We start from the raw sequence: 23,503 nt of genomic DNA on the forward strand, positions 1-23,503 counted from the left end.
CGCTTGGCAGTTGTCTAAAGTTATGGAATTAATCCGTGGTATACATAACATTTTGTCATCTCACCATGGCTGTGTGCTGACGATAGGTAATTTTGATGGCGTGCATCGCGGCCATGCACAGGTGATTGCTAATTTGGTGCAAAAGGCCAAACAGCTTTCATTACCTCCGACAGTGATGACATTTGAACCTCAACCACAGGAGTTATTCCGAGGTGAGAATGCGCCCGCGCGTCTGAGCTTATTGCGGGACAAAATCATCCTGCTCGATGAGTTAGGCGTTGAACGGTTAGTGTGTGTTAACTTCAACCGTGCCTTTGCAGATCAACCAGCGGAGCATTTCATCGAAGAACTGCTGGTGCGCAAGCTCGGGGTTAAATACCTCGTCGTTGGCGATGACTTTTGCTTCGGTCAAGGCCGAAAAGGCAATTTCGAAATGCTGATGCAGGCGGGAGTTCGTTATGGCTTTACCGTGGTCAGCACCCAGAGTTTTATGGTGGGCTCGCAACGTGTGAGCTCGACCGCGGTAAGAGAACAATTGGCTAAAGGAAACCTGGAGCAGGCGAGACGCCTACTCGGTCACCCCTTTACCTTAAGCGGCCGTGTGGCCCATGGCCAAAAAATTGGCCGAACCATAGGTTTTCCCACCGCCAATATCGCCCTCAAGCGCAATGTGGTGCCAGTGCGCGGGGTGTTTGCGGTGAAACTCTATTGGGAAGATAGCGATATTTATGAAGGGGTTGCCAACATTGGTTTCCGCCCGACCGTAAATGGTCAAGTTTGTCAGCTTGAGGTGCATCTTTTTGATTTTGAAGGTGACATTTATGGCAAGCATGTTGAGGTTGAGTTAGTGGCAAAACTTCGCGATGAACAACCTTTTGATTCATTGGATGCACTAAAACAACAAATTTTGAATGATGCAAATGAGGCCAGAGCTTTATTTGGTAACGATGCAGGCTGATATTTATCAGTTTAATTAACGGTATAGGATCAATGAGCGACTATAAATTTACTTTGAATTTGCCTGAAACTGAGTTTCCGATGCGTGGTAATTTGGCAAATCGCGAGCCAGAGATGTTAGAGCGCTGGACGAAAGACGGTCTGTATCAGCAGATCCGTGATAGCCGAATTGGCCGCACACCTTTTATTTTGCATGACGGCCCACCGTATGCGAACGGCAGCATTCATATTGGTCACTCAGTCAACAAAATTCTTAAGGACATTATTGTTAAGTCAAAAACTATGTCAGGTTTTGACGCGCCTTATGTGCCGGGTTGGGATTGCCACGGTCTGCCAATTGAACTGAAAGTTGAGCAAAAAGTCGGTAAGCCTGGTCAAAAAATTTCTGCGGCCGAATTCCGTGAAGAATGCCGTAAATATGCTGCCGAGCAAGTCGATGGCCAACGCGAAGATTTTATTCGTTTAGGCGTGTTAGGCGATTGGCAAAAACCTTATCTAACAATGGATTTTGCCACTGAAGCCAATATTGTTCGCTCTTTATCAAAAGTGATTGAAAACGGTCACTTACATAAAGGTGTTAAACCTGTTCACTGGTGTACAGACTGTGGTTCTGCCCTTGCTGAAGCCGAAGTGGAATACGAGGATAAAACCTCTCCCGCTATCGATGTGGCCTTTACTGCAACTGACAGCAAAGCCGTTGCCGCTCAGTTTGGTGTAAGCGATTACTCACATCCAGTCGCTATGGTGATTTGGACAACCACACCTTGGACGCTGCCAGCTAACCGGGCGTTATCTATCAGCCCTGAGCTGGATTACAGCTTGGTTGAATTTGTGAAAGAGGGCGCGACTCACGCGGTTATTCTGGCCCACGTGTTAGTTGAAGCTTGTATGACGCGTTACGGTGCCGAGAACCACAGCGTGTTAGGTAAAGTTAAAGGCGCAGCGCTTGAGCTGGTTCGCTTTAAGCATCCATTCTTAGCCTTTGACGTGCCTGCGATTTTAGGCGACCACGTGACGACTGACGCGGGTACGGGAGTGGTTCACACGGCACCTGGCCATGGTCAAGACGACTTCGTGGTAGGTCAAAAATACGGTTTAGAAGTGGCAAACCCTGTTGGCGATAACGGTGTTTACAAACCAGACACTGAGTTTTTTGCCGGTCAACATGTATTTAAAGCAAACGACAATGTGGTTGCGCTGCTGAAAGAAAAAGGCGCACTATTACACCATGTTGCATACCGTCACAGCTATCCACACTGCTGGCGCCATAAAACGCCCATTATCTTCCGCGCTACACCGCAATGGTTTATCTCAATGGATAACCACAACCTGCGCAAGCAAGCATTAAGCGAAATTGAGCAGACTCAGTGGATCCCTGACTGGGGCCAAAGCCGCATCGAAAAGATGGTTGAGAATCGCCCTGATTGGTGTATCTCCCGTCAACGTACTTGGGGCGTGCCAATTACATTATTCGTTCACCGCGAAACCGAAGAGCTGCACCCTGACAGCGTGTCGTTAATGGCACGTGTAGCCAACCGCATTGAGCAGGAAGGCATTCAAGCTTGGTGGGATCTCGATGCCGCCGAATTACTGGGTGAAGAAGCCGAACAATACCGCAAAGTGACCGATACCTTGGACGTATGGTACGACTCAGGTTCAACCTTTGCCTCTGTGGTTGGGGCGCGTCCAGAGTTTCATGGTCATGGCGTCGATTTATACCTCGAAGGTAGCGACCAACACCGTGGCTGGTTTATGTCATCATTGATGATTTCTACTGCGATGACTGGCAAAGCTCCTTACAAGCAAGTGCTGACCCACGGCTTTACCGTTGATGGTAAAGGTCGCAAGATGTCGAAATCTATCGGTAACGTCATTGCGCCGCAGCAAGTCACCAACAAGTTAGGTGCGGACATTCTGCGTCTTTGGGTTGCTGCGACCGACTACAGCGGTGAAATGACGGTATCGGATGAAATCTTAAACCGTAGCGCCGATGCTTATCGCCGTATTCGTAACACCGCTCGCTTCTTACTAGCGAACCTTAATGGCTTCGATCCAGCTAAGGACTTAGTGGCAGTAGAAGATATGGTGGCGTTAGATCGTTGGGCTGTGCGCCGCGCGGCTGCTCTGCAACAAGAAATCATTGAAGCTTACGAGCAATATAACTTCCATATTGTGACGCAAAAGCTGATGCAGTTCTGCTCGGTTGAGCTAGGTAGCTTCTACTTAGACATCATCAAAGACCGTCAGTACACCGCCAAGCAAGAGGGCCATGCCCGCCGTAGCTGCCAATCGGCACTGTTCCACATTGCTGAGGCCATGGTGCGTTGGATTGCCCCAATCCTAAGCTTTACTGCCGATGAAGTGTGGCAATTACTACCAGGCCAGCGTGATGCTTACGTGTTTACCCAAGAATGGTATCAAGGTCTGCAATCTATCACTTTAGATACAGATCTCAGCGATGCGTACTGGGAAAATCTGCTGACTGTGCGTAACGAAGTCAACAAGGTCATCGAGCAAGCGCGCCGTGATAAACGTATTGGTGGCTCCTTAGAAGCCGAAGTCACACTGTTTGCTGATGCGGCATTAACTGAACAGTTAACGCACATTGGTGATGAGCTTCGTTTCGTCCTGTTGACCTCTGAAGCCAAAGTATTGCCATTGGCGGATGCGACAAGCGATGCCGTTGAAACCGAACTTGTGTCATTGAAGTTAGTGGTAAATGCGACAACAGCAGAGAAATGCGAACGTTGTTGGCACCATAGGGAAGAAGTGGGCACGATTGAGGCTCACCCAACGCTGTGCCATCGCTGCGTAACCAATATTGAAGGTGACGGCGAAGTTCGTCTGTTTGCGTAAAGGATCTGTATGCCATTAACTTGGAAAGACAGTGGCTTACGTTGGTATTGGGTAGTTGTATTGGTGTTTTTGGCCGATCAACTATCCAAGCAATGGGTCTTAGCCAATTTTGATTTGTTCGAATCGGTGAAGTTATTACCTTTTTTTAATTTCACCTATGTACGTAACTATGGCGCCGCATTTAGCTTCTTAAGTGAAGCGGGCGGTTGGCAACGTTGGTTATTTACCCTAGTGGCCGTTGGTTTCAGTACCTTGTTGACTGTGTGGCTGCGCAAGCAATCGGCATCCCTATGGAAGTTAAATTTGGCTTACACCTTAGTGATTGGTGGCGCCCTAGGTAACTTAATCGATCGATTGATGCATGGTTTTGTGGTGGATTTTATCGATTTTTATTGGGGTAAGAGCCATTATCCGGCCTTTAATATCGCAGATTCCGCGATTTTTATCGGCGCAGTGCTAATCATTTGGGATTCGTTTTTTAACAGCAAATCAGAACAAGATAAAACCGAAGAGGTGAAGTAGTGACTGTGACACGTTCGTTATTGTGCCATATGAATATTGTGCTTGAAGATGGTTCGACCGCCGATAGCACTAAAGCCTCGGGTAAGCCAGCACGTTTAAATATCGGCGATGCTACTTTAAGCCCTGCATTCGAAGCGCAGCTTGCTTCCTTAAATGAAGGTGATAAGCACAGCTTTACGCTTGAAGCGGTCGATGCCTTTGGTGAGTCAAATCCCGATGCGATTCATTATATGGATAGAACCCGCTTTCCAGCCGATATGGAGCTTGAAGTTGGCGTTATCGTGAGTTTTGCTGGTCCTGGCGGCAGTGAGATCCCCGGAATTGTGCGTGAGGTTGCGGGCGATTCGATTACGGTCGATCTCAATCATCCATTAGCGGGACGCAAAGTGACATTTGAACTCGACGTGGTGAAGGTATTTTAAGATGAAATTAGATCCTACCAGCCCAAGTTTAAATATTATGCTGGCAAATCCTCGCGGCTTTTGTGCTGGTGTGGATCGTGCCATTAGCATCGTTGAGCGTGCGCTCGAGTTATTTTCACCACCGATTTATGTTCGCCATGAGGTCGTGCATAACCGCTATGTGGTGCAAAATTTGAAAGACCGCGGTGCTGTTTTTGTCGAAGAGTTAGACCAAGTGCCTGATAACAATATTGTTATCTTCAGTGCTCATGGGGTTTCTCAGGCGGTACGTGCCGAAGCTAAAGCGCGTGGGTTGCGAGTATTCGATGCAACTTGTCCATTAGTCACCAAAGTGCATTTGCAGGTCACTCGAGCAAGTCGCAAGGGTATTGAATGTATTTTGATTGGCCATGCGGGACATCCTGAAGTTGAAGGCACCATGGGACAATATGATAACCCTAATGGTGGGGTTTATCTGATTGAATCCCCGGCAGATGTCGAGACTTTAGAAGTTCGCGATCCTAATAACCTCTGCTTCGTGACTCAAACGACCCTCTCGGTAGATGATACTCTCGATATCATTAGCGCCTTATTAAAGCGTTTCCCGTCCATTGAAGGCCCTCGTAAGGATGATATTTGCTATGCGACGCAAAACCGTCAAGATGCGGTGCGTAACTTATCGGCCGATGTTGATTTGTTGATTGTGGTCGGTTCGAAAAACAGTTCTAACTCTAATCGCTTACGTGAATTAGCATTAAAAACGGGTACAGAGTCTTATTTGGTTGATACTGCAGATGATATTGATTCATCTTGGTTTGAGGGGGTAACTAAAGTTGCTGTAACAGCTGGCGCGTCTGCACCAGAGGTTCTTGTACAGCAAGTGGTTCAAGCTATAGCGAAATTAGCGCCAAGTGTGGTGACTGAAGTCGAAGGACGAAAAGAAGATACTGTCTTTGCCGTACCCGCTGAACTACGCTAATTAATGTAGAAAATAGTAGTCAATTGAAAGAGGCCAATGGCCTCTTTTTTATTGTCTAAGTATGACTAAATTCAAACAAAGCATAATGAGATTGCAGCTTATATGCTATTGTTACTGGCCACTTACATTTTACTCATCTATTATTAACTGTTAGCAATGGTTTTATCGTAAGATTAAGATTTAAAAGGGTAAATAGCTGAAAAGCATGTCAAAAATATGACTAAATTCGAACGATTGACACATCAAGGATTTCAACGAGGCTTCTCACTAATAGAAGTGCTTGTTGCATTAGTGATCTTAGTGATTGGCCTGATCGGTATTTTTAATTTACACATAGTGGCTAAGCGAGCTAGTTTTGAATCATACCAACAAACCCAAGCATCCTATTACGCTAACGATATTGTTAACCGTATGAAGCTTAATCCCAGTGAGTTAGCTAAATATGTTGGTAATCACTCCGGCTCAAAAGAACCAATCACTCCGGTTACTCCCGCCTGTGAGGGGGCCAACTTATGCACGCCGAGCCAACTGGCATTATGGGATTTATACCAGTGGCGTAGTGCATTTTCGGGTGAGTACGAAATAGTGGGCGCACAGCAAGTTGGAGGATTAGAGACCGCTCTTGGCTGTATCAAACTCAATGGCAATATAGTTACAGTGACTATAACTTGGCTTGGCATTAATGAAATCAGTGGTGTAACAGGTACTTTTGATTGCGGCACTGCCAGTAAAAGAAGGAGAGCCTTTACAATGACGACGGTAATTTAAATGAGACCAAAGCTTATTAAAACCTTAACCATGTATCAAAATGGATTGTCATTAGTTGAGCTAATGGTTGCTATGGTGATTGGTCTCTTTTTAACTGCTGGTGTGTTTACTATGTTTAGCATGTCATCTTCAAATGTGACTACTACAAGTCAATTTAATCAACTTCAAGAGAATGGCCGTATAGCTTTGGCGATTTTAGAGCGCGATTTGAGTCAGGTTGCTTTTATGGGGGATATGACAGGTACGGATTTTGTATTGGGGAGCAATACTACTGTTACCGTCCCCGCGCTGAGCAGTGATTGTGAAGGTGCTGGGCTTAACAACAAAACATTACCAAATAATGCCCCCGCCCATTTTCGTCGTCTATGGGGATATGAACAAGAAAGTAGTACGGTATTAGCTTGTTTAACCAGCGTTAACAAAAACACGGATGTAGTACAAATTAAACGTTTGATAGGTCCTGCATTAACGAGTCTCAGTGGCAATCAAATTTTTGTTGCTACTAATGCCAGCGAGGCAATTTTTTTTAGTGGTAATACAGCTCCAGCAATGACGAATGCTCGCTATTGGGAGTATCAGCACCATGTGTATTTTATTGCTAATGATGCGGCAGGTATCCCCATTTTGCGCCGTAAAACATTAACTGATAATGGTATGAGTAATGATGAGCAATTGGTCGAGGGGATAGAGAATTTACGTGTACTTTATGGTTTTGATAATAATGGCGATGGTACACCAGATGCGTTTCTGCCCGCACAGAAGGTGACAGATGTTATGTGGGATAACCAAGGGAGTATGCGACTTGTTGCCTTAAAAGTTTATGTGTTGGTGCGCTCGGCTCAAAAAGATGCAAGTTACACTAATGATAGTCAGTATCGTCTAGGAGATAAGCTGATAAAAATTAAGGATAATTTTCGTCGAAAGGTGATGTCGACCACCATTGTACTTGAAAATCCCGTGTTGAACCGCCGTTAATTGAAGGGGGCTGTCAATGAAAAAACAACAAGGAATAGTGCTTTTTTTTGCATTGATTGTATTGATTATTATGACGGTTATTGGCGTAGCATTAGCCGTGAATTCATCGCAGTCGCTACGGATGTCTGGAGCTGGTTCAGAGCGTGTAGAGTTTAAAGCAGTAGCTGATGGTGGTTTGCAAGCTGTAATAGTTAAATATCAGGGGGCACTCTTTGCAAATTTAAATGCTACTAAAACTGAAGCACTGTTTAACGCTACACAACAATTAACACCGATCCCCTCAATTGGACCAATGAATGTTGGATGCCAGCGCACAGCAAATGCCACCGGGGCAAATTTAGTCAATTGTCGTCGAGTCGAAATTAGCAGCACCAAAGTATTTGGCCGAGATAATTTAGGTCGATTAACGGTCGTCGCAGGTGTTGAGCAGCAAGTGTTGCCTTAATAGGAATAAATATCATGCTAAACAAATGGTTCATAGGAATGCTAACGGTTGTCACCTGCGCGGCAGGTGTTACCTTTGCCGATGATACTGAACTCTATTTAGTGGACTCAACGGTGCGCACAGGTAAGCGTCCGCAGGTGTTATTTATTTTCGATAACTCTGGCAGTATGTCGACCATTGAAGATAATGCGGTAACATCATATTGCTCAGAAGCTGATAAAACGGCGGGTAAATGTAGTTACCCTACTGGATTTGATAAGTTTCTCACTGATTATTCTGGGTATATCAATGAAAAGGGAACTTACTGGAACTCTGGCGGAATTGATAATACCAATAATATGCCAACGCCAGATAAACCAAAAGATTCACGTCGTTTTTATCTAGGTAATAATAATTGTAATACCGCCGCAAAAGCCTTGGTTTCAAAAGGGCGTTATACAGGGTACCTTGGAGAGTTTAAGAGTAAGGGAAGCGCTGGAAGCTGGGTTTCTTTAGCTGAAAATGAAGGCTTTAACGAAGGGCAAGTTGTCGATTGTTATGAGGATATTTTAAATGCGGATCCTGAAAATCCGGGCTCTACAAAAAAAAATCCATCATTTGCAGATGGTTATCCAATTAATACCAGTGCAATGTATACATCGGGAATTTCTGAGGCCGACCGTCAATCTAGTTTGAAAAATACTAAGCTTGGTTCTGGTCAGCCGGTAACCCTATACACTGCTCATTATCTAGTTTGGCACAAATGGGTGACGACAACTAAAGAAGGGCAAGAGAGTGGCGGTGTTGGCACTCGCCTTGATGTTGCAAAATCGGCGCTAATATCGGCCTTGGATGGGTTGGCTGTACCCATTGATGCAGGCCTTGCTGTTTTTAACTTAAATTACCCTAAAGAGGGGGATTCAGATGGTGGCCGAGTGGTGTATGACTTAGTTCAGATGAATGATGCCAATAAAGCCACTCTTACCAGTTTAATTAATGGTATGCCAGCACAAACTAATACCCCATTGTGTGAAACTTTATATGAGGCCTTCCAATACTTTAGTGGTGGTTCAGTTACTTTTGGTAATAAAGACACTAAAAATAATACGCTTAATTATACTGCAAATAAACCACCAGGTATATTAATGAGCGGCAGTTATACTACGCCTTTTAAAAAGTGCCCGGATACTGCTTATGTGATTTATATAACCGATGGTGCACCAACACTAGATAAGTCTGCGGACAAATTGATTGCAGGATTAACTGCCAGCGCAACAAATAAAAATGCTGATTATAGTGTGTTTAGCTTTAAAGACTCAAAGAATGAAAACGACACCAGTTACATGCCAGCTCTAGCTGCCTACATGTACAATAATGATATTGTAACTGGAAATAAAGATTCGCTAGGGGTAGATAATAAGCAAAATCTAAGAGTGTTTACTATTGGTTTTTCCGATGGTGCGGATGTGGCCGCAGACTTGTTGGAAGAAACCGCTTTCAGAGGGGGGAATCCACGTAACAGTAATGGGGTATCTAAGGGTTATTATGTCGCTAAAAATGGGCTAGATTTAGTGTCGGCGTTAGATGATGCCTTAAAATCAATTTTGACGATTGATTCATCATTTACCTCACCGAGTATCGCCAGTAATAATTTCGATAAGACCCAAACCTATAATGCTGCCTATTATGCGATGTTTTTACCTGGCAATGGTCCGCGCTGGAGTGGCAACCTTAAAAAACTTAAAGTCAATCCTGCGGGTGAAATAGTTGGCCCTGGGGGCACTGCCAATGCTATCGATACTAATGGTAATATTTCAATTGATACTTGTACCTATTGGAACACCTGCTCAGGAGCTAAGGATGGTAACAAAGTACTTACAGGAGGGGTATTACCTACATTAAGAACTCAGCTGAAAAATCGCAAGATTTATACGAACAGTGGCAGTAACTTAGTTACTTTTCCTGCATCTTCCTTCGTCTCTAGTTATTCCCAGTCGGATTTAGATTGGTTATATGGCGTTGATGTCGATGACGATGATAATGACAATAGTACTTCAGACCCTAGGGAAGATGTGATGGGCGATCCTTTACATTCTAAACCTTTGGCGATTAATTTTGGTTCAGCAACATCATTGGATGTGCGTATTATTGTTGGTACCAATCAAGGCTTAGTGCATATGTTTAAGGATTCGGACGCTGGAAGTGCTGATTATTCTGTGGGTTCAGTTGCTGAGTCTTGGGCATTTATGCCGAATGAGCTTTGGGACAATATTCCCAAACTAAGAGATAATCCTGCAACAGGTATACATTCCGTTTATGGCATGGATTTATCTCCTGTTGCTTATGTAAAAACCAAAAGTGGCGGGGAGATTGATAAAGCTTGGGTGTATTTAGGCATGCGAAGTGGTGGCGCTTCTTACTATGCTTTGGATATTTCAGCCCCTGATTCACCTTCCTTTAAATGGATGATTAATTCTGACACCGCTAATTTTGACGATTTAGGGCAAACTTGGTCAGAGCCTGTTGTGACATTTTTAAAAGGGATAACTGATCCGGTACTAATTTTTGGTGGCGGCATGGCATCAGCCCAAGGCACGGGGCAAGCAGTGTATATTGTAAATGCCAATACTGGCGCATTTATCACTAAATTTACCGATGCGGGTATGGGGAGCATTGTGACTAAAGTTGCCGTATTAGACAGCGACAATGATGGTTATACCGATAGAATTTACGCCAGTGATATTTCAGGCAATGTTTGGCGCATAGATTTATTTGGCACAGACAAGGATAAGTGGACAGTATTTAAGTTCGCATCTATTGCTGGGCCTGCACCGGATAATCGTATGTTTTTTGCGGGGCCAGTGGTTGCTCAGACTGAATTTAATAATGTGCATTCAGATGGTACAGCTTTAAGTTATCAAAAAATTCCTTATGATGCTGTGACGATTGGTTCGGGTAATCGTGATAATCCGCTTGGGTTAAGTATTAAAGATAAATTTTATGTTTTCCAAGATCGTAATGTTGTTACGCAAAATTTTGCGATAAAGCCTGCTACCTTAACGTCGACGGATTTGTATGATGTCACCACTTCTGCACCGAGTAATGAAGAAGCAGATATTGCATTTGGAAAACTCAAAGGGTGGTATTACAGTTTTACCGCTGCAGGAGAGAAGAGTTTATCTGCCTCGTTAGTTTTTAATGGTAAAGTATATTTTACCTCATTTGTTCCCCCCACAAACCAAGCTGTAGATTTAGATGCCGGAGTGTGTGGTTTTTCAGGCCAAGGACGATTATATGTGTTCGACTTGCATAAAGGAACGCGTTCGTACAGCCAAGTTTATTATGAGGTAGGTGAGAGGGTGCCTGATACTCCTCAAATCGTCATTCCAAAACCTGAAGACGGCAAGCCTGCTGATGCCTATATTATTGGCGTTGGTAAAGGCGAGTGTCAAAATGGTGAATGTACAGGCACTATCGGGTTAGGTGGTGGCTTAAATACCAATAAAATTTATTACCATATTAATGAGTAAGAGTATTAATGAAAAAAAATAGACCGCAAGGGTTCACTTTAATAGAAGTGATGATAACTGTTGTTATTGTGGGTATTTTAGCTTCGATTGCTTACCCTTCGTACATTGACTATATAACCAAAAGTGCTCGTTCAGAAGGGGTGGCCGCGGTGATGAAAGTTGTTAATTTGCAAGAGCAGTATTACCTTGATAATCGAACCTTTGCCACTGATATGACCAAGTTGGGATTAGCTGCAAACCCCTTTCTAACGGAAAACGGGCATTACAGTGTTGGATCTACAGGTACTGATGCCTATACCATTACGGCGACAGCTAAGGGAAGTCAAGCGAGCCGAGACACCACTTGTGCAACTATAACCATAACTTCTGTGGGCGTAAAGGGCCCGTCAGCGGAGTGTTGGAAATGACTAAATATCTTGTTAGTGCAGTTCTAAGTATTCTATCTGTTATTTCAGTTGCCTCCGAGAGCGACACCTTGGTACAGGACTATAAGTGTCACATTATGGCATCTAAAGGTGAAAAGGTGGTTTTTTATCATTGGAAGGTAAAAGACGTTAACCTGAATATTGCCAGTTTACCAGGTAAGCAATTAACTGCCTCAGATGGTAAGAAGTATTTTATTAAAGATGTTGTTGAATGCGTTTCCCTCAGCCAAGAATTTACCAGTGACGAGAGTAAGCAACTAGATAAGATTACGCTTAGGTAAGTATTTATTCCAGAATTAGACAATAACTGTGACATTTTTTTGTGTAGAAGAAATCAACTGCTGAAAAGTAGTACGCTTTATCCTGTCAAGTAGTAGCGTTCAAATTTCTTTGTCATTTCTTTCAGCTATACCAAAAAGAGATGATTTATGACCACACCTACTTTTGATATCAATGCTGTCATTCAAGGACTACGTGAAAGTTAAAAACCTCACTGGCAAGGATGTCATCTTAACCCCTTTGATGAAGCAACTCACTGAAGCGGCCTTAGCCGCAGAGTTGGATGGCCACTTGGCTAGCATTGAAGAGGCTAATTGTAAAAAACGTCTTGAATACGGCCTTAATGGCACTGGTTGAGCTGGATACAAAATTATTAACAGCCGAATTTGAATACTCCTAGTATAATGAATTTAGCTCAATGTAAAGGAGTTTCTCATAGTGGTTAACAGCTACTGCCATTAGCGCCGTACGAAATAACACCGCCAACATTTACTATAACGCCCTTTGATTCCGCGGCTTTTCCTCCAGGGCAATAAATTAATGTTCCTCCAGAAGAAAGGCCGTCAGTTGAGAATGTTAACGAATCAACAGACCCTGTAATTTTGTCACTCGAATGGAAACCATCAATAGCCCGCAATTCTTTATCAGTCCCTATGTATACACGAATTCCTTTACTCCAGTCTTTTGAAGTTCCACAGGTAGTTGCAGTAACAAAGGGACATACATTTACGGGCGTTCCATAGCTTATTGCTTGATTTCTGGCAAAAACCATAATGTCATGAATTTTGCTGATATTATTATTAACGCGCACACCCTCATAGACGGATATTAAAGATGGTACTCCGATGGTTAATAATATGGCGGCCACAACAATAGTAACCATCAGTTCAACCAGTGTGAAACCAAGCAATTTATTTAGCATGTACTCAACCCTCACTTATACAAACTAAAGTATAAGCGAGAATAGGCGGGATTTCAGTATCTAAGTTGCATCCTTTATGCTGTTAGTTTCTGAAAGATAGTCTCAGTCCTCTTATGTTGTCAGTTAATATTGCCTTCAATCAATACGCGCCGTTTATCCGCAGCGGATATTGGCATCAGTCGATAGTCTTGTTCTACCAGCTTGATTTACCACTACACCTCGCGAATAAGGGCTTGTGGGACTTGATGGGCAATACTTCAATGTTCCATTGGTGCCAGATGCAAGGCCATCAGGTTGAAAACGAATTAAGGTTCGATTGTAGATGACAGTATCACTGGCATTAAAAGCGTTAGTGGTAAAAATAGTCGGTTCATTGCCATCGAGTTGACTATTGCTGTTAACATCAATAAATACCGTTAAACCAAGCTGCCAGTTAGATGAGCACTGATTGTTGCTTAAGGCGCAAACCGTCACTTTACGATTGAATGAAATGGCATGGTTTCGGGCGAGCATCAATGTTTGCTGGATGACTTTGATATTACTATCAGCTCTGAATCTCGTGTTGAAATCGCTTAACGAGGGAGCACCAATCGATAAAAGAATGGTAGAAATGGACACCGTAGTGATGAGTTCAATCAAGCTAAAGCCATGTTGTTGAGTTTTCATAACAGTTCCTTTGTCATAAGTATCCCGCGTCCAGCAGGCGGTTTTAAACATCAACAGCTAACTCCAAGTATAAATGTCAGGCTAGGATCTGCGATGTAATTTTTAGATTTTTATGTGCTAAGAACCGTTTTATAGAAACTGTGTTTTATGAGTAAAGCGATGCCAATGCTTCAATAATGCCTTAACCACGTGTAAGCTAGTGTTATTCTGTTTGATTATCTGTAAGCAAGTGCTGAGGAATGTTTGATGAAGAAAGTTGAAGCCATTATTAAGCCTTTTAAATTAGATGATGTGCGCGAGTCACTTGCTGAGATTGGGATCACGGGAATGACTGTGCTCGAAGTCAAAGGTTTCGGTCGTCAGAAAGGACATACGGAGCTTTATCGTGGTGCTGAGTATATGGTTGATTTTTTGCCAAAAGTAAAAATTGAGCTTGTGATCCAAGATGATCTCGTTGATCAAGCTATAGATGTGATTGTTGAAACTGCACGTACTGGTAAGATTGGTGATGGCAAAATATTTGTGACAGATGTTGAGCGGGTTATCCGGATTCGAACTGGGGAAGAAAACGAAGAAGCGGTTTAAATCTATTCTTTTAAAATTAGGGCCTGAGGGCCCTTTTTTGTTGCCTAAATTTTATCACGTAGCTCATTAAGTCGTTCGATTTCTGAAATATCTTTAATGTAAAATGGTCTGCTTAGTTAGACTAAAGTAGTTATCTCTTATCTGTTCCATGGTATAACTTAGCCACTTAAATGAGCTTGTGAGGTTGTTATTTTGGCTACGAAACGAATCGTGATTGTGGGCGGTGGAGCTGCAGGTTTAGCGCTGGCCTCAAAATTAGGCCGTAAGTTGGGCGGTGGTGATGTCGTCGATGTCTGCTTAATTGATAAAAGCCCTATTCATATCTGGAAGCCAAAATTACACGAAGTTGCTGTGGGGGTTATCGATCAGTCGATTGAGGGATTACTTTACAGAGATCATGGCCTTAAAAATGGATATCGTTATATTCGTGGTGAAATTGAGCAGTGTGAACCAGATGCAAAGACTATTCAGCTTGCTGCTGTATATAGTGATTCAGGAGAATTATTGCTTGAACCTCGTCAGATTGAATATGATTATTTAGTTCTGGCCTTAGGTGGAGTATCCAATAGCTTTAATACCCTAGGAGCAGAGCAACATTGTATTTTTCTCGATAGTTTAGATAACGCTAACTTATTTCATCAAAAGCTCTTGGATGCCTTGTTACAACTCAATGAAACACAAGAGAAAGTCAGTATAGGCATTGTTGGCGCAGGCGCAACAGGCGTTGAGTTAGCCGCTGAACTTCATCATGTGATTGAATCAGTAAAAGAATATGGTTACCTTAATATCTCAAAACATCATCTTGATGTGCATCTTATTGAAGCCTCTCCCAAAATTCTTCCCCAACTACCTGAGCGTGTAAGTGCTAGAGCCCAAGCCGTGCTTGATAAAATCGGTATTCGTTTACACATCGGGGTGCAGGTAAAGGAAGTGACGCGTGACGGCTTCATCACTCAAGATGGTGATGTGATTGAGGCTGGCCTAAAGGTTTGGGCGGCTGGTGTTAAAGGTCCAAAAGCCTTCCGAAATTTTTCTAAACTGCCTATTACGCCGCGAAACCAAGTCGAAGTTGATGCCTGTATGCGGGTGAAAGGCCATCAAGATATTTATGCCATTGGGGATTGCGCCCTATTAATTCTGGAGTCTGGTCAACCTGTTCCGCCACGCGCTCAAGCCGCTGCTCAGATGGCAGATACACTATATGAGAATATTGTGAACCGGCTACAAAATAAGGCTGAAAAGGCTTTTGTCTATAAAGATTATGGTTCCTTAGTTTCATTAAGCCGCTTTTCGGCCGTGGGTAATTTAATGGGGAATCTGCGCTCTGGTACTTTCTTCGTTGAAGGTCATATCGCAAGGCTGATGTACATCTCTTTATATCAAAGGCATTTAGCGAGCCTATATGGTTGGTTCTCTGCGATTATTTATCGCATCGCACAAAAGCTACTCAAGTGGCAAAGACCAAAGCTGAAATTACACTAATGGTATAAACACGAGTGAGCTATGCTCTCTCGTGTTTTTAGTATGGCATTTTTCGATATTGGATTTGATATTACTGCTACTAGAGAATCCGTTTACGTACTACGACGACAATGCGCCACTTTTGCATCACACACTACGAATATAAGTCTAAAACATCAATATATCCTAGTGTTTAGGTGAGGCAGAAGAATCGCGGATAACCGGCTCTGGGGTAAATGTTTTTGCAAATTTAGCATCTAGCTCACGACGTTTATCGATTAACAGTTCTGTCGCAACTTGGGCAATTTCAGAATTGGGTTGATGAACTGTGGTAAGCTTCGGCCAAGTTTGGCGTGAAAATGGGCTATCTTCGAATCCTACAATCGACAAGTCACCAGGAATATCAAGCCCAGCTAAACGAGCGGCAAAAAGTGCTCCAGCTGCAATTTCGTCGTTACAAGCAACAATCGCAGTAGGACGGTTTTTAAGTTTAATCAGGATATTTGCACCTTCGACCCCCGATTCAAATGAGTATTTCCCTTCAATTATGTAATCCTCATTCAGAATTAGATGGTTTTTTGTTAATGCTTGTTTATAGCCAAGTAATCGTTCTTTCGTGGATTCGTGGTGCAAATCACCACTTATAAAAGCGATATTTTTATGGCCCAAATCAATCAAATGCTGGGTTATTTCAACCGCCCCCGACTTGTCATTCACTAAAATGGTGAGCCCATCTGGCTCTTTAACTCCTTCCCCTGCAATAATGCGGACATAATTTGCATCGATCTCGTTGAGAGATTTCAGTACTTTTGGATCTTCTGAAAGTGGCGGTGTTAACACTAAACCTGCAAGCCTCGAATGTTTAACAAGCTGAGTCAGCTCATCACAAATTGTGTCAGATTTAGCATTACAAGGGTGGATAACAAGCTCGTAGCCTTTATCTTTACATGCCGATAAAATCCCATTTTGCATATCAATAATGTAATACGCGTTAGGATTATCATAAATAAAACCAATAGCATAGGATTTTGTCCCTGCCAGATTTCTTGCGGCAAGATTGGGCTGATAATTTAATGCTTTAATGGCCTCGTTCACTTTATCAATCGTGGCTTGTTTCACCGATGGCTCATTATTGGTTACGCGGGAAACTGTCTTGATTGACACTCCAGCATATTTAGCGACGTCGTTGATAGTGACTTTCATTGATCTAAAAACTCTTTATTCGAATTTGCGAAGGGCTAGCAGATTGATGAACCTCAATCCTTTAAGCGTAATTTACAAGCCGACAGCGTTGTCAGTTAACTTTTTATTATGTTGCTTATAGTGCGAGCATTTATGCCGTATAGCAATGCTCATTTGTTACAAACTGCGGCATTTTTCAACTGTTAACACTCCGTTATAAGTTGTAATTTTACATCAAATTATTTAAGTGATTATTTTTGCTTAAATATATTCAGATTCTATCCTGCCAAAGTCAGTGTTATGACATTTTTTTTCGTCCAGAGTTATTTTGTTGTGGCAAGGCTGTTAATTATTGTGTAATGTTTGCTCTAGACATGACAGCGTTGTCATTCCATCGGAATGGTTATGAATACTAAAACGATAATAAAGTTATGGAAGGGAAACGAGATGCGACCATCATCCTTTAAGAAAAGTGTACTAGCTACAAACATTGCTATCCTCCTCGGCAGCGCGGTTTCAATCAGTGCTGTCGCTGCAGAAGCAACTGCTGCCGCTCCTGAAAATATTGAAAAAATTGAAGTGCGTGGTATGAGAGCTTCAATGAAAGCTTCTGTTAACGACAAACGTTTTTCTGACGCTGTTGTTGATGCTGTGACCGCTGAAGATATTGGTAAATTTCCTGACGGTGACGTGGGGGAGTCTTTAGGCCGTATTCCTGGTGTTGCGGTAAACCGTCAGTTTGGCCAAGGTCAACAAGTTTCTATTCGAGGTGCTTCTAGCCAACTTACTAGCACATTATTAAATGGGCATTCTGTCGCCTCAACAGGATGGTTTGATCAACAAGCCATTGATCGCAGTTTTAATTACAGCTTACTTCCTCCCGAATTAGTTGGTGGTATAGAGGTCAAGAAATCTTCTCAGGCTGATGTTGCAGAGGGCGGTATTGGCGGCACAGTGTTAGTTAAGACTCGTAAGCCGCTTGATTTAGAAGCTAATTCTGTATTTTTAAGTGCGAAAGGTGATTACGGTACTGTTTCTGAAGCGACAGATCCGCAGACTTCAGGTTTATATAGCTGGAAAACTGAAGACGAAAAATTTGGCTTTTTAGTTGCTGGTTCATTAGATAAAACTGAATACCAACGTAATGGTATTGAGTCGTTACTTGGTTGGGGGGAAATTGTTCCAACAACTTTCCAACAAGACCGTGAACGCACTGCTGTTAATGCTGCTTTCCAATACAGACCAACTGATAGCCTTGAGTTCGGTCTAAATGTTATGAGTTTGCAGCTTGATGCAAACAATGCCAATACGTCAATTTTCTTATTCCCGACCCAACAGGGTGAAAACAAGTGTCTTAAGAAAAATGCCGCAGGTGTTTGTACTTTAGTTGAGCATACCGATAAAGGTGGTTTTGCATGGGCACAAACTTGGGCTCGTAAGGCAAGCATGTCCTCTGATACAGTGGACCTCGATTTTGCATATCAAGCTGATGCCTATAAGTTAGAAGGCCGTATCGGTAAGACTAAAGCTGAGGGTGGTACCGATTTGACATCCAACTATGGTCAGTCTATTGGTAAAGCGGCAGATTTTGCGGGTATTTACGATGCAACTGGTGATGTTATCAAAATTGACATCGCTAATAATGCTTTCGATGCCAGTGATTTTAATGGCAAGTTGGAAACTGCGGGTTGGGCGTTGAAAAAACAACCTAATACTGATGAAGAGTCATTTGCGACCTTTGATATAACTGTTCCAGTTGAGTTTGGTGTTATTACCTCAATTAAATCAGGTATTAGCTATGCGGATCATGACGTAACTCAAACGACTGAAGCTGCGCAATCATCAAATATTACTGCAAAAGACGCCTCTGAATATTACTCAGGAACTATATCATCAGGTGCAGGTTTTACCTTACCTAAGCCTATCTTTGACAATATGATCAGAGATGCTTACGCCGCCATTGATGGCTTTACTTTAGACAAATCTGGTTACGGTACGCTTCAAGAGAAAAACTTAGCTCTATACACTATGGCCACATTTGCTGGTGAAGGTGTACGGGGTAATTTCGGTTTAAGATATATCTCTACCGATGTTGAATCGGATTATTACGCATTCAGCACAAAAGGTGCTTATGCCGATGATTTAAGTACAGATAAGGCAAGCTATAATGATGTTTTACCAAGCGTAAACATTGCATTTGATTTAGCAAGCGATTTAATTTTAAGAGCATCAGCAGCACAAGTTATGTCTCGCCCTAATTACGCAGATCTTTTTGCGACTTCTAAATTACCTGGTTTTAACGACGGTACTCCAGGTAACGAAAAGAAAGTAACTGGGAGTGTGAATCTGTTGCCATTTAAAGCCTCTCAAGCAGATTTAAGCTTAGAGTGGTATTTCAGCGGCGAAGGTTTATTTGCAGCAACTTACTTTATTAAAGATGTTAGTTCATTTATTTCAACCCGTGAAAAATTAAATCAACAAATTGGTATTGAAGATCCAAACTTAGTGAGTCAAGGTGGTAGCTCCTGTGGTGCAGGTATATATGACTGTTGGACAGTGAGTGAAAACTATAATGCTACAGGTGGTTCAATCGATGGTATTGAACTGCAATTACTAGATTCATTCGATAACGGTTTTGGTTACTCCGCTAACTACACCTTTGCCTATGCAACCTCACCTGCTGAAAATTATGCTGATCGTGTAGGAGTGTTCTCAGACTCATCTAAGCACACTGTAAACTTAGTCGGTTACTACGAGATGGATGATTTCTCTGCTCGTATAGCATATAACTGGCGTTCAGAGTATATGATGCGTGAATTACCTGGTTTCTACGGTAACCGCGAGCATCAAGCTTATGGCACAGTAGATTTAAGTGCTAACTATAATGTGACAGATTATCTATCTGTAACATTTGAAGTCGTTAACTTACTTGAAGAAGACAGTATTCAGAAAGGTGTTTCACCTGTTGATGCAGAAGGTGTTATTAGTGAATTTAAAGATAACTACCCAGTATGGAGCTTCGATGGTGAAGCTCGCTACAAGCTTGGTGTAGCGTTACGCTTCTAATTCAATTTAATCACGAAAAAGCCTAGCATTCGCTAGGCTTTTTATTATCAATAAATTTAATAATAAACTTAGGTTTCTCCAATTTAGAGGCTCGTGATGACAATCAGAAAAATAGCTATCATAGGTGGCGGTACTTCAGGTTGGTTAGCGGCGAACCACTTAGGCCGAGCGTTGAAGGGGCGTTCTGGGTTATCTATTGCAGTGATTGAATCTCCTGATATCCCAATTATTGGTGTCGGGGAAGGTACAGTGCCTTCGATTCGAAAATCATTACAGAGTTTTGGTATCAGTGAGTCAGAGTTTATTCGAACATGCGATGTCACGTTTAAACAGTCGATTAAATTTGTGAACTGGTTAGATCAACCCCGTCACGGTAAGCATAATTTCTATCATCATCTATTCGATATCATTAATTTACACCAAGGTGACGCAGTGTCGGCTTGGTTAGCCGAACAAAGCGGACATTTTGCCGATTTTATTTCCCCGCAGCATTTAGCTTGCGAAGCGGCTAAAGCACCAAAGCTCATTACTACGCCAGAATATGCTGGTGTTTTAGGCTATGCCTATCACCTCAATGCAGCAAAGTTTGCCAAATTACTCGCTAAAAATGCCATTGAGAAATTTAATGTAGAGCATATTTTAACGACAGTACACGACGTGTGTTTAGGTGTAGATGGCGCTATCGAGTCATTGCAGACTGAGCGGGGGAATCTATCTTTTGATTTCTATATTGACTGCAGTGGCTTTGAATCTATTTTGTTAGCTAAGGCATTAAAAGTGCCATTTATCAGTAAAGCGCAGCAACTTTTTATTGATACGGCATTAGTTGCGCAAATTCCGACCCAGCCAGCTGATGTTATTCCTCCTTATACTAAAGCAACTGCCCATCAAGCGGGATGGATTTGGGATATTGCACTTACCCAGCGCCGCGGTACAGGATTTGTGTATTCATCTGCGCATATGAATCAAACTGAAGCTGAACAAAAGTTTGACCGTTATCTTGGTGGTAAACTCGCCGATATTCCACATCGCAAAATCCCAATGACGGTCGGCTATCGTCAACAATTTTGGGTCAAAAACTGCGTTGCATTAGGGCTGGCACAGGGCTTTTTAGAACCCATAGAAGCGACTTCAATTTTATTAACGGACTTTTCTGCTCGATTTCTTGCTGAACGTTTCCCTGCGAATAAAGATGAGGTGGATTACTTATCAATGCGTTTTAATCGCACTGTTAACCACGCATGGGAAAGGGTCGTCGAATTTGCCAAATTGCATTATTGTTTGTCAGATAGAACTGACTCGGCATTTTGGCTTGATAATCAGCGTGAAGAGACAATTCCTGAGCCGTTAAAAGAGCGGCTTAAGATGTGGAAGTCATTTAGCCCTATTGCAGAGGATTTCCCCTCAAAGTTTGAGGTGTTTAACTTAGATAATTACTTATATGTTCTTTATGGGATGAAATATCCGACTCAACCGCATGATAGAGGTTTAGTCGCAAAAGCTAATTTGAATGCTTATATGAGTAACATGTCGAATATGAAGCGCCAAATGTTTGAGGGGTTACCAGAACATAGAGAATTGATTGATAAGATTTGTACTTATGGCTTGCAAGCTATCTAAGCGCTTTATTTTAATGTGTAAAAAGGAAAAATAAAATGAAAACACAATTTGTACCTTTAAATGACGCAAGTCATAAAAATTTAGCGATTGGAGATAAGGTTGATTACAGCCTTTTTGAGACTATGCATATGCTCCCTCTTCAGGTTCAAGAGTTTATGTCTGCAGCGACCAGTTTCCCTATCGTGTTTACAAAAAACGCTCAAACAGGTGAGTTCCTCTCCATTGCGATTACTGCGCTTAAGCCCAACACTAATAAGTTGCTCAAAAACGGTCAGTGGCAATGTCGCTATTTACCTATTCAAGTTCAATTGTATCCATTTGGAATGAGTTATATAGATAACGACAACGTTATCTTGGGTGTTGATGTCAATAATTCATCAGTGGCAGAACATGAAGCGCATCGTTTATTTGATGATTCAGGCAATCAAACGGTTTATTTATCAAAAAAACTTGAATTGGCGAGTTTACAGGCTAGTTATCATGAGATGACAAAGTACTTTATCAAAGTGTTACTCAATCATGGACTGTTGCAACCACGTACATTAACAGTGACTACACTTGATGGCACTAAAACCAATATTGATGGAATATATACCATTGACGAAGAAAAACTGCAGCAACTAGACGATACGACATTGCTTGATTTTGCTAAACGAGGTTTCTATTCGGCTATTTATGCGCATCTTTGCTCATTAAATTTAATTGATTTAGTGATGGAAAAATAAACTCAATTTTATATAGTTCGTTTTAATAATATTAAAACGAACTATTATAACTGGGGCTATTTAGTTTGCTAGCATCACACTCCCAGTCAAAATAATCCAGCTTGCAAAAAACAGTTTTAAGGTTTTGACTGGGAGAAATAACGCCAGCTTGCGGGCTAACAATCCTCCGATAATTGCACCGGGTCCTGCAAATAGCACTAATTCATATAAAGCGTGACTGTGGTCGGAGAACACGTGTATTGGGCTTGCCGACCAAACGGTTATGGCCGATACCACAACGCCAACCGCGACGGCCATCTTGGCGCAGATACCCCGTAACATCAGATAGATTACAATCAGTTCACCTACACCAACAGACAACCAAGCGGTGATGATCCCACCGAAGTAACCAATGACCGCTAAACAAAAATAGTCTACGGATTTAAGACTATTACTTTGCAAATAGCGGCGTTGACTGCTGAAAATGATTGCTATCCCAAGCGCGATAGAGAAAAGGCTAAAACTGGTGTGGAGCGAAGAGGGCGAAGTCAGTTGCCATAACTCGCTGCTCCAAAGGCCGAGTACTGAAAAGCATGCACAAAGCAAGATACATGGAATAAAACCACACCAAGTTTTATCCATATGGTGATGCCGTTGATAGTATCTTGACCATGAAATTGCGCCAGCAGTCATGCCAAAACACTGGATCATAAAAGACGTTGAAACGCTTTGAGTTTCTGTAAAATCTAAACTAGAGAACACTGGGATGAAAATAACGCCTCCGCCCGCTCCTGTTGAATTAGCAAAGATAGCTCCAGTTATCCCTAAAAATATAAACTTGCCATATTCTTTAATTAACTCAAATGGTTGTGCGAATTGGATAAACCAAACTATCCATGTGCTTAGCAGAGTGAGCAGTACCGTTAACGACCGATAATATTGGCCGCTGAAGGTGTTTTTACGCTTAAAGGTAGGGATATATGTGAGCATCTTTTTAAGATAACTGAGTGTGGCGTTTGAGTTGTTGCGCCTATGTTATCAGTCAAAGACAGCGTTGTCACATAGGTTGATAAATATAGATTTTAATTTAACTTTATGAAATTTAAGGAATAAATTCATCTGACATTAAAAATGTAAAGCTATTTGTCAAAAAAATGTAGAAATCCTGTTCTTTCTTGTGT

The 23,503-nt window shown here is 42.2% G+C and carries 20 protein-coding genes and 1 pseudogene; 17 read left to right on the forward strand and 4 right to left on the reverse strand.

The window, feature by feature from the left end:
• The first annotated feature begins 22 nt into the window (after window positions 1–22).
• The 12 genes and pseudogenes from ribF to CEQ32_RS21595 all read left to right on the forward strand — a co-directional run.
• A complete protein-coding gene (gene ribF / locus CEQ32_RS21540) occupies window positions 23–958 on the forward strand; it encodes a bifunctional riboflavin kinase/FAD synthetase (protein WP_055648482.1) in 936 nt (311 codons plus the stop codon).
• A 32-nt stretch (window positions 959–990) separates the two neighbouring features.
• A complete protein-coding gene (gene ileS, locus CEQ32_RS21545) occupies window positions 991–3,813 on the forward strand; it encodes an isoleucine--tRNA ligase (RefSeq protein ID WP_088586828.1) in 2,823 nt (940 codons plus the stop codon).
• A 9-nt stretch (window positions 3,814–3,822) separates the two neighbouring features.
• The gene (gene lspA / locus CEQ32_RS21550; protein ID WP_011623704.1) at window positions 3,823–4,335 is read left to right on the forward strand and encodes a signal peptidase II; all 513 of its coding nucleotides are present in this window, start codon (window positions 3,823–3,825) and stop codon (window positions 4,333–4,335) included.
• Window positions 4,335–4,757, forward strand: coding sequence for an FKBP-type peptidyl-prolyl cis-trans isomerase (fkpB, locus tag CEQ32_RS21555; protein WP_088586829.1), 423 nt, complete (start codon window positions 4,335–4,337; stop codon window positions 4,755–4,757). The genes lspA and fkpB overlap by 1 nt, the downstream gene beginning before the upstream one ends.
• Before the next feature lies 1 nt (window position 4,758).
• A complete protein-coding gene (ispH, locus tag CEQ32_RS21560; RefSeq protein ID WP_037421194.1) occupies window positions 4,759–5,715 on the forward strand; it encodes a 4-hydroxy-3-methylbut-2-enyl diphosphate reductase in 957 nt (318 codons plus the stop codon).
• Window positions 5,716–5,931: 216 nt separating this feature from the next.
• Window positions 5,932–6,483: a type IV pilus modification protein PilV gene (pilV, locus tag CEQ32_RS21565; RefSeq protein ID WP_088586830.1), complete on the forward strand. Its 552-nt coding sequence runs from the start codon at window positions 5,932–5,934 to the stop codon at window positions 6,481–6,483.
• The gene (locus CEQ32_RS21570) at window positions 6,484–7,458 is read left to right on the forward strand and encodes a PilW family protein (RefSeq protein WP_088586831.1); all 975 of its coding nucleotides are present in this window, start codon (window positions 6,484–6,486) and stop codon (window positions 7,456–7,458) included.
• A 16-nt stretch (window positions 7,459–7,474) separates the two neighbouring features.
• The gene (locus CEQ32_RS21575) at window positions 7,475–7,903 is read left to right on the forward strand and encodes a PilX N-terminal domain-containing pilus assembly protein (protein ID WP_088586832.1); all 429 of its coding nucleotides are present in this window, start codon (window positions 7,475–7,477) and stop codon (window positions 7,901–7,903) included.
• A gap of 14 nt (window positions 7,904–7,917) precedes the next feature.
• Window positions 7,918–11,412, forward strand: coding sequence for a pilus assembly protein (locus CEQ32_RS21580; RefSeq protein ID WP_088586833.1), 3,495 nt, complete (start codon window positions 7,918–7,920; stop codon window positions 11,410–11,412).
• Between the two features lie 8 nt (window positions 11,413–11,420).
• On the forward strand, window positions 11,421–11,819 hold the full coding sequence (locus tag CEQ32_RS21585) for a type IV pilin protein (RefSeq protein ID WP_088586834.1): 399 nt from the start codon (window positions 11,421–11,423) through the stop codon (window positions 11,817–11,819).
• Window positions 11,816–12,118: a TapY2 family type IVa secretion system protein gene (locus tag CEQ32_RS21590; protein ID WP_088586835.1), complete on the forward strand. Its 303-nt coding sequence runs from the start codon at window positions 11,816–11,818 to the stop codon at window positions 12,116–12,118. Before CEQ32_RS21585 ends, CEQ32_RS21590 begins: the two co-directional genes overlap by 4 nt.
• 147 nt (window positions 12,119–12,265) lie before the next feature.
• Window positions 12,266–12,437, forward strand: a pseudogene (locus CEQ32_RS21595) (IS256 family transposase); the annotation flags it as partial.
• Window positions 12,438–12,558: 121 nt separating this feature from the next.
• On the opposite strand, the gene CEQ32_RS21600 reads toward CEQ32_RS21595, so the two are convergent.
• Both CEQ32_RS21600 and CEQ32_RS21605 read right to left on the reverse strand, forming a co-directional pair.
• The gene (locus tag CEQ32_RS21600) at window positions 12,559–13,038 is read right to left on the reverse strand and encodes a GspH/FimT family pseudopilin (RefSeq protein ID WP_088586837.1); all 480 of its coding nucleotides are present in this window, start codon (window positions 13,036–13,038) and stop codon (window positions 12,559–12,561) included.
• Window positions 13,039–13,191: 153 nt separating this feature from the next.
• A complete protein-coding gene (locus CEQ32_RS21605) occupies window positions 13,192–13,704 on the reverse strand; it encodes a GspH/FimT family pseudopilin (protein ID WP_069454425.1) in 513 nt (170 codons plus the stop codon).
• A 246-nt stretch (window positions 13,705–13,950) separates the two neighbouring features.
• On the opposite strand from CEQ32_RS21605, the gene glnB reads away from it, so the two are divergent.
• Both glnB and CEQ32_RS21615 read left to right on the forward strand, forming a co-directional pair.
• Entirely contained in the window at window positions 13,951–14,289 is a 339-nt protein-coding gene (gene glnB / locus CEQ32_RS21610) for a nitrogen regulatory protein P-II (protein WP_011073353.1), read from the forward strand.
• Between the two features lie 192 nt (window positions 14,290–14,481).
• Window positions 14,482–15,771 (forward strand): NAD(P)/FAD-dependent oxidoreductase, encoded by a 1,290-nt coding sequence (locus tag CEQ32_RS21615; protein WP_037421015.1) that lies wholly within the window; start codon window positions 14,482–14,484, stop codon window positions 15,769–15,771.
• A gap of 165 nt (window positions 15,772–15,936) precedes the next feature.
• Here CEQ32_RS21615 and CEQ32_RS21620 read toward each other — a convergent pair whose 3' ends face one another.
• A complete protein-coding gene (locus CEQ32_RS21620; protein WP_037421020.1) occupies window positions 15,937–16,953 on the reverse strand; it encodes a LacI family DNA-binding transcriptional regulator in 1,017 nt (338 codons plus the stop codon).
• Between the two features lie 426 nt (window positions 16,954–17,379).
• Here CEQ32_RS21620 and CEQ32_RS21625 point away from each other — a divergent pair, with 426 nt between their 5' ends.
• The 3 genes from CEQ32_RS21625 to CEQ32_RS21635 all read left to right on the forward strand — a co-directional run bounded on the left by CEQ32_RS21625 (window position 17,380) and on the right by CEQ32_RS21635 (window position 22,343).
• Window positions 17,380–19,998 (forward strand): TonB-dependent receptor, encoded by a 2,619-nt coding sequence (locus tag CEQ32_RS21625; protein WP_088586838.1) that lies wholly within the window; start codon window positions 17,380–17,382, stop codon window positions 19,996–19,998.
• Between the two features lie 96 nt (window positions 19,999–20,094).
• Window positions 20,095–21,618 (forward strand): tryptophan halogenase family protein, encoded by a 1,524-nt coding sequence (locus CEQ32_RS21630; RefSeq protein ID WP_088586839.1) that lies wholly within the window; start codon window positions 20,095–20,097, stop codon window positions 21,616–21,618.
• A 35-nt stretch (window positions 21,619–21,653) separates the two neighbouring features.
• Window positions 21,654–22,343, forward strand: coding sequence for a SapC family protein (locus CEQ32_RS21635; RefSeq protein ID WP_088586840.1), 690 nt, complete (start codon window positions 21,654–21,656; stop codon window positions 22,341–22,343).
• 60 nt (window positions 22,344–22,403) lie between these two features.
• Here CEQ32_RS21635 and CEQ32_RS21640 read toward each other — a convergent pair whose 3' ends face one another.
• Entirely contained in the window at window positions 22,404–23,312 is a 909-nt protein-coding gene (locus CEQ32_RS21640) for a sulfite exporter TauE/SafE family protein (protein WP_088586841.1), read from the reverse strand.
• Window positions 23,313–23,503: the final 191 nt, after the last annotated feature.

It is taken from the genome of Shewanella sp. FDAARGOS_354, from assembly GCF_002209245.2.
Classification (GTDB): domain Bacteria; phylum Pseudomonadota; class Gammaproteobacteria; order Enterobacterales; family Shewanellaceae; genus Shewanella; species Shewanella xiamenensis.

Excerpts from the sequence above, each read along its gene's own strand:
- CEQ32_RS21605 (WP_069454425.1), bottom strand. The coding sequence starts at position 13,704 with ATGAAAACTCAACAACATGGCTTTAGCTTGATTGAACTCATCACTACG.
- pilV (WP_088586830.1), top strand. The coding sequence starts at position 5,932 with ATGACTAAATTCGAACGATTGACACATCAAGGATTTCAACGAGGCTTC.
- CEQ32_RS21580 (WP_088586833.1), top strand. The coding sequence starts at position 7,918 with ATGCTAAACAAATGGTTCATAGGAATGCTAACGGTTGTCACCTGCGCG.
- ribF (WP_055648482.1), top strand. The coding sequence starts at position 23 with ATGGAATTAATCCGTGGTATACATAACATTTTGTCATCTCACCATGGC.
- CEQ32_RS21640 (WP_088586841.1), bottom strand. The coding sequence starts at position 23,312 with ATGCTCACATATATCCCTACCTTTAAGCGTAAAAACACCTTCAGCGGC.
- ispH (WP_037421194.1), top strand. The coding sequence starts at position 4,759 with ATGAAATTAGATCCTACCAGCCCAAGTTTAAATATTATGCTGGCAAAT.
- CEQ32_RS21585 (WP_088586834.1), top strand. The coding sequence starts at position 11,421 with ATGAAAAAAAATAGACCGCAAGGGTTCACTTTAATAGAAGTGATGATA.
- CEQ32_RS21575 (WP_088586832.1), top strand. The coding sequence starts at position 7,475 with ATGAAAAAACAACAAGGAATAGTGCTTTTTTTTGCATTGATTGTATTG.
- glnB (WP_011073353.1), top strand. The coding sequence starts at position 13,951 with ATGAAGAAAGTTGAAGCCATTATTAAGCCTTTTAAATTAGATGATGTG.
- CEQ32_RS21625 (WP_088586838.1), top strand. The coding sequence starts at position 17,380 with ATGCGACCATCATCCTTTAAGAAAAGTGTACTAGCTACAAACATTGCT.
- lspA (WP_011623704.1), top strand. The coding sequence starts at position 3,823 with ATGCCATTAACTTGGAAAGACAGTGGCTTACGTTGGTATTGGGTAGTT.
- CEQ32_RS21635 (WP_088586840.1), top strand. The coding sequence starts at position 21,654 with ATGAAAACACAATTTGTACCTTTAAATGACGCAAGTCATAAAAATTTA.
- ileS (WP_088586828.1), top strand. The coding sequence starts at position 991 with ATGAGCGACTATAAATTTACTTTGAATTTGCCTGAAACTGAGTTTCCG.
- CEQ32_RS21620 (WP_037421020.1), bottom strand. The coding sequence starts at position 16,953 with ATGAAAGTCACTATCAACGACGTCGCTAAATATGCTGGAGTGTCAATC.
- CEQ32_RS21570 (WP_088586831.1), top strand. The coding sequence starts at position 6,484 with ATGAGACCAAAGCTTATTAAAACCTTAACCATGTATCAAAATGGATTG.
- CEQ32_RS21630 (WP_088586839.1), top strand. The coding sequence starts at position 20,095 with ATGACAATCAGAAAAATAGCTATCATAGGTGGCGGTACTTCAGGTTGG.
- CEQ32_RS21590 (WP_088586835.1), top strand. The coding sequence starts at position 11,816 with ATGACTAAATATCTTGTTAGTGCAGTTCTAAGTATTCTATCTGTTATT.
- CEQ32_RS21600 (WP_088586837.1), bottom strand. The coding sequence starts at position 13,038 with ATGCTAAATAAATTGCTTGGTTTCACACTGGTTGAACTGATGGTTACT.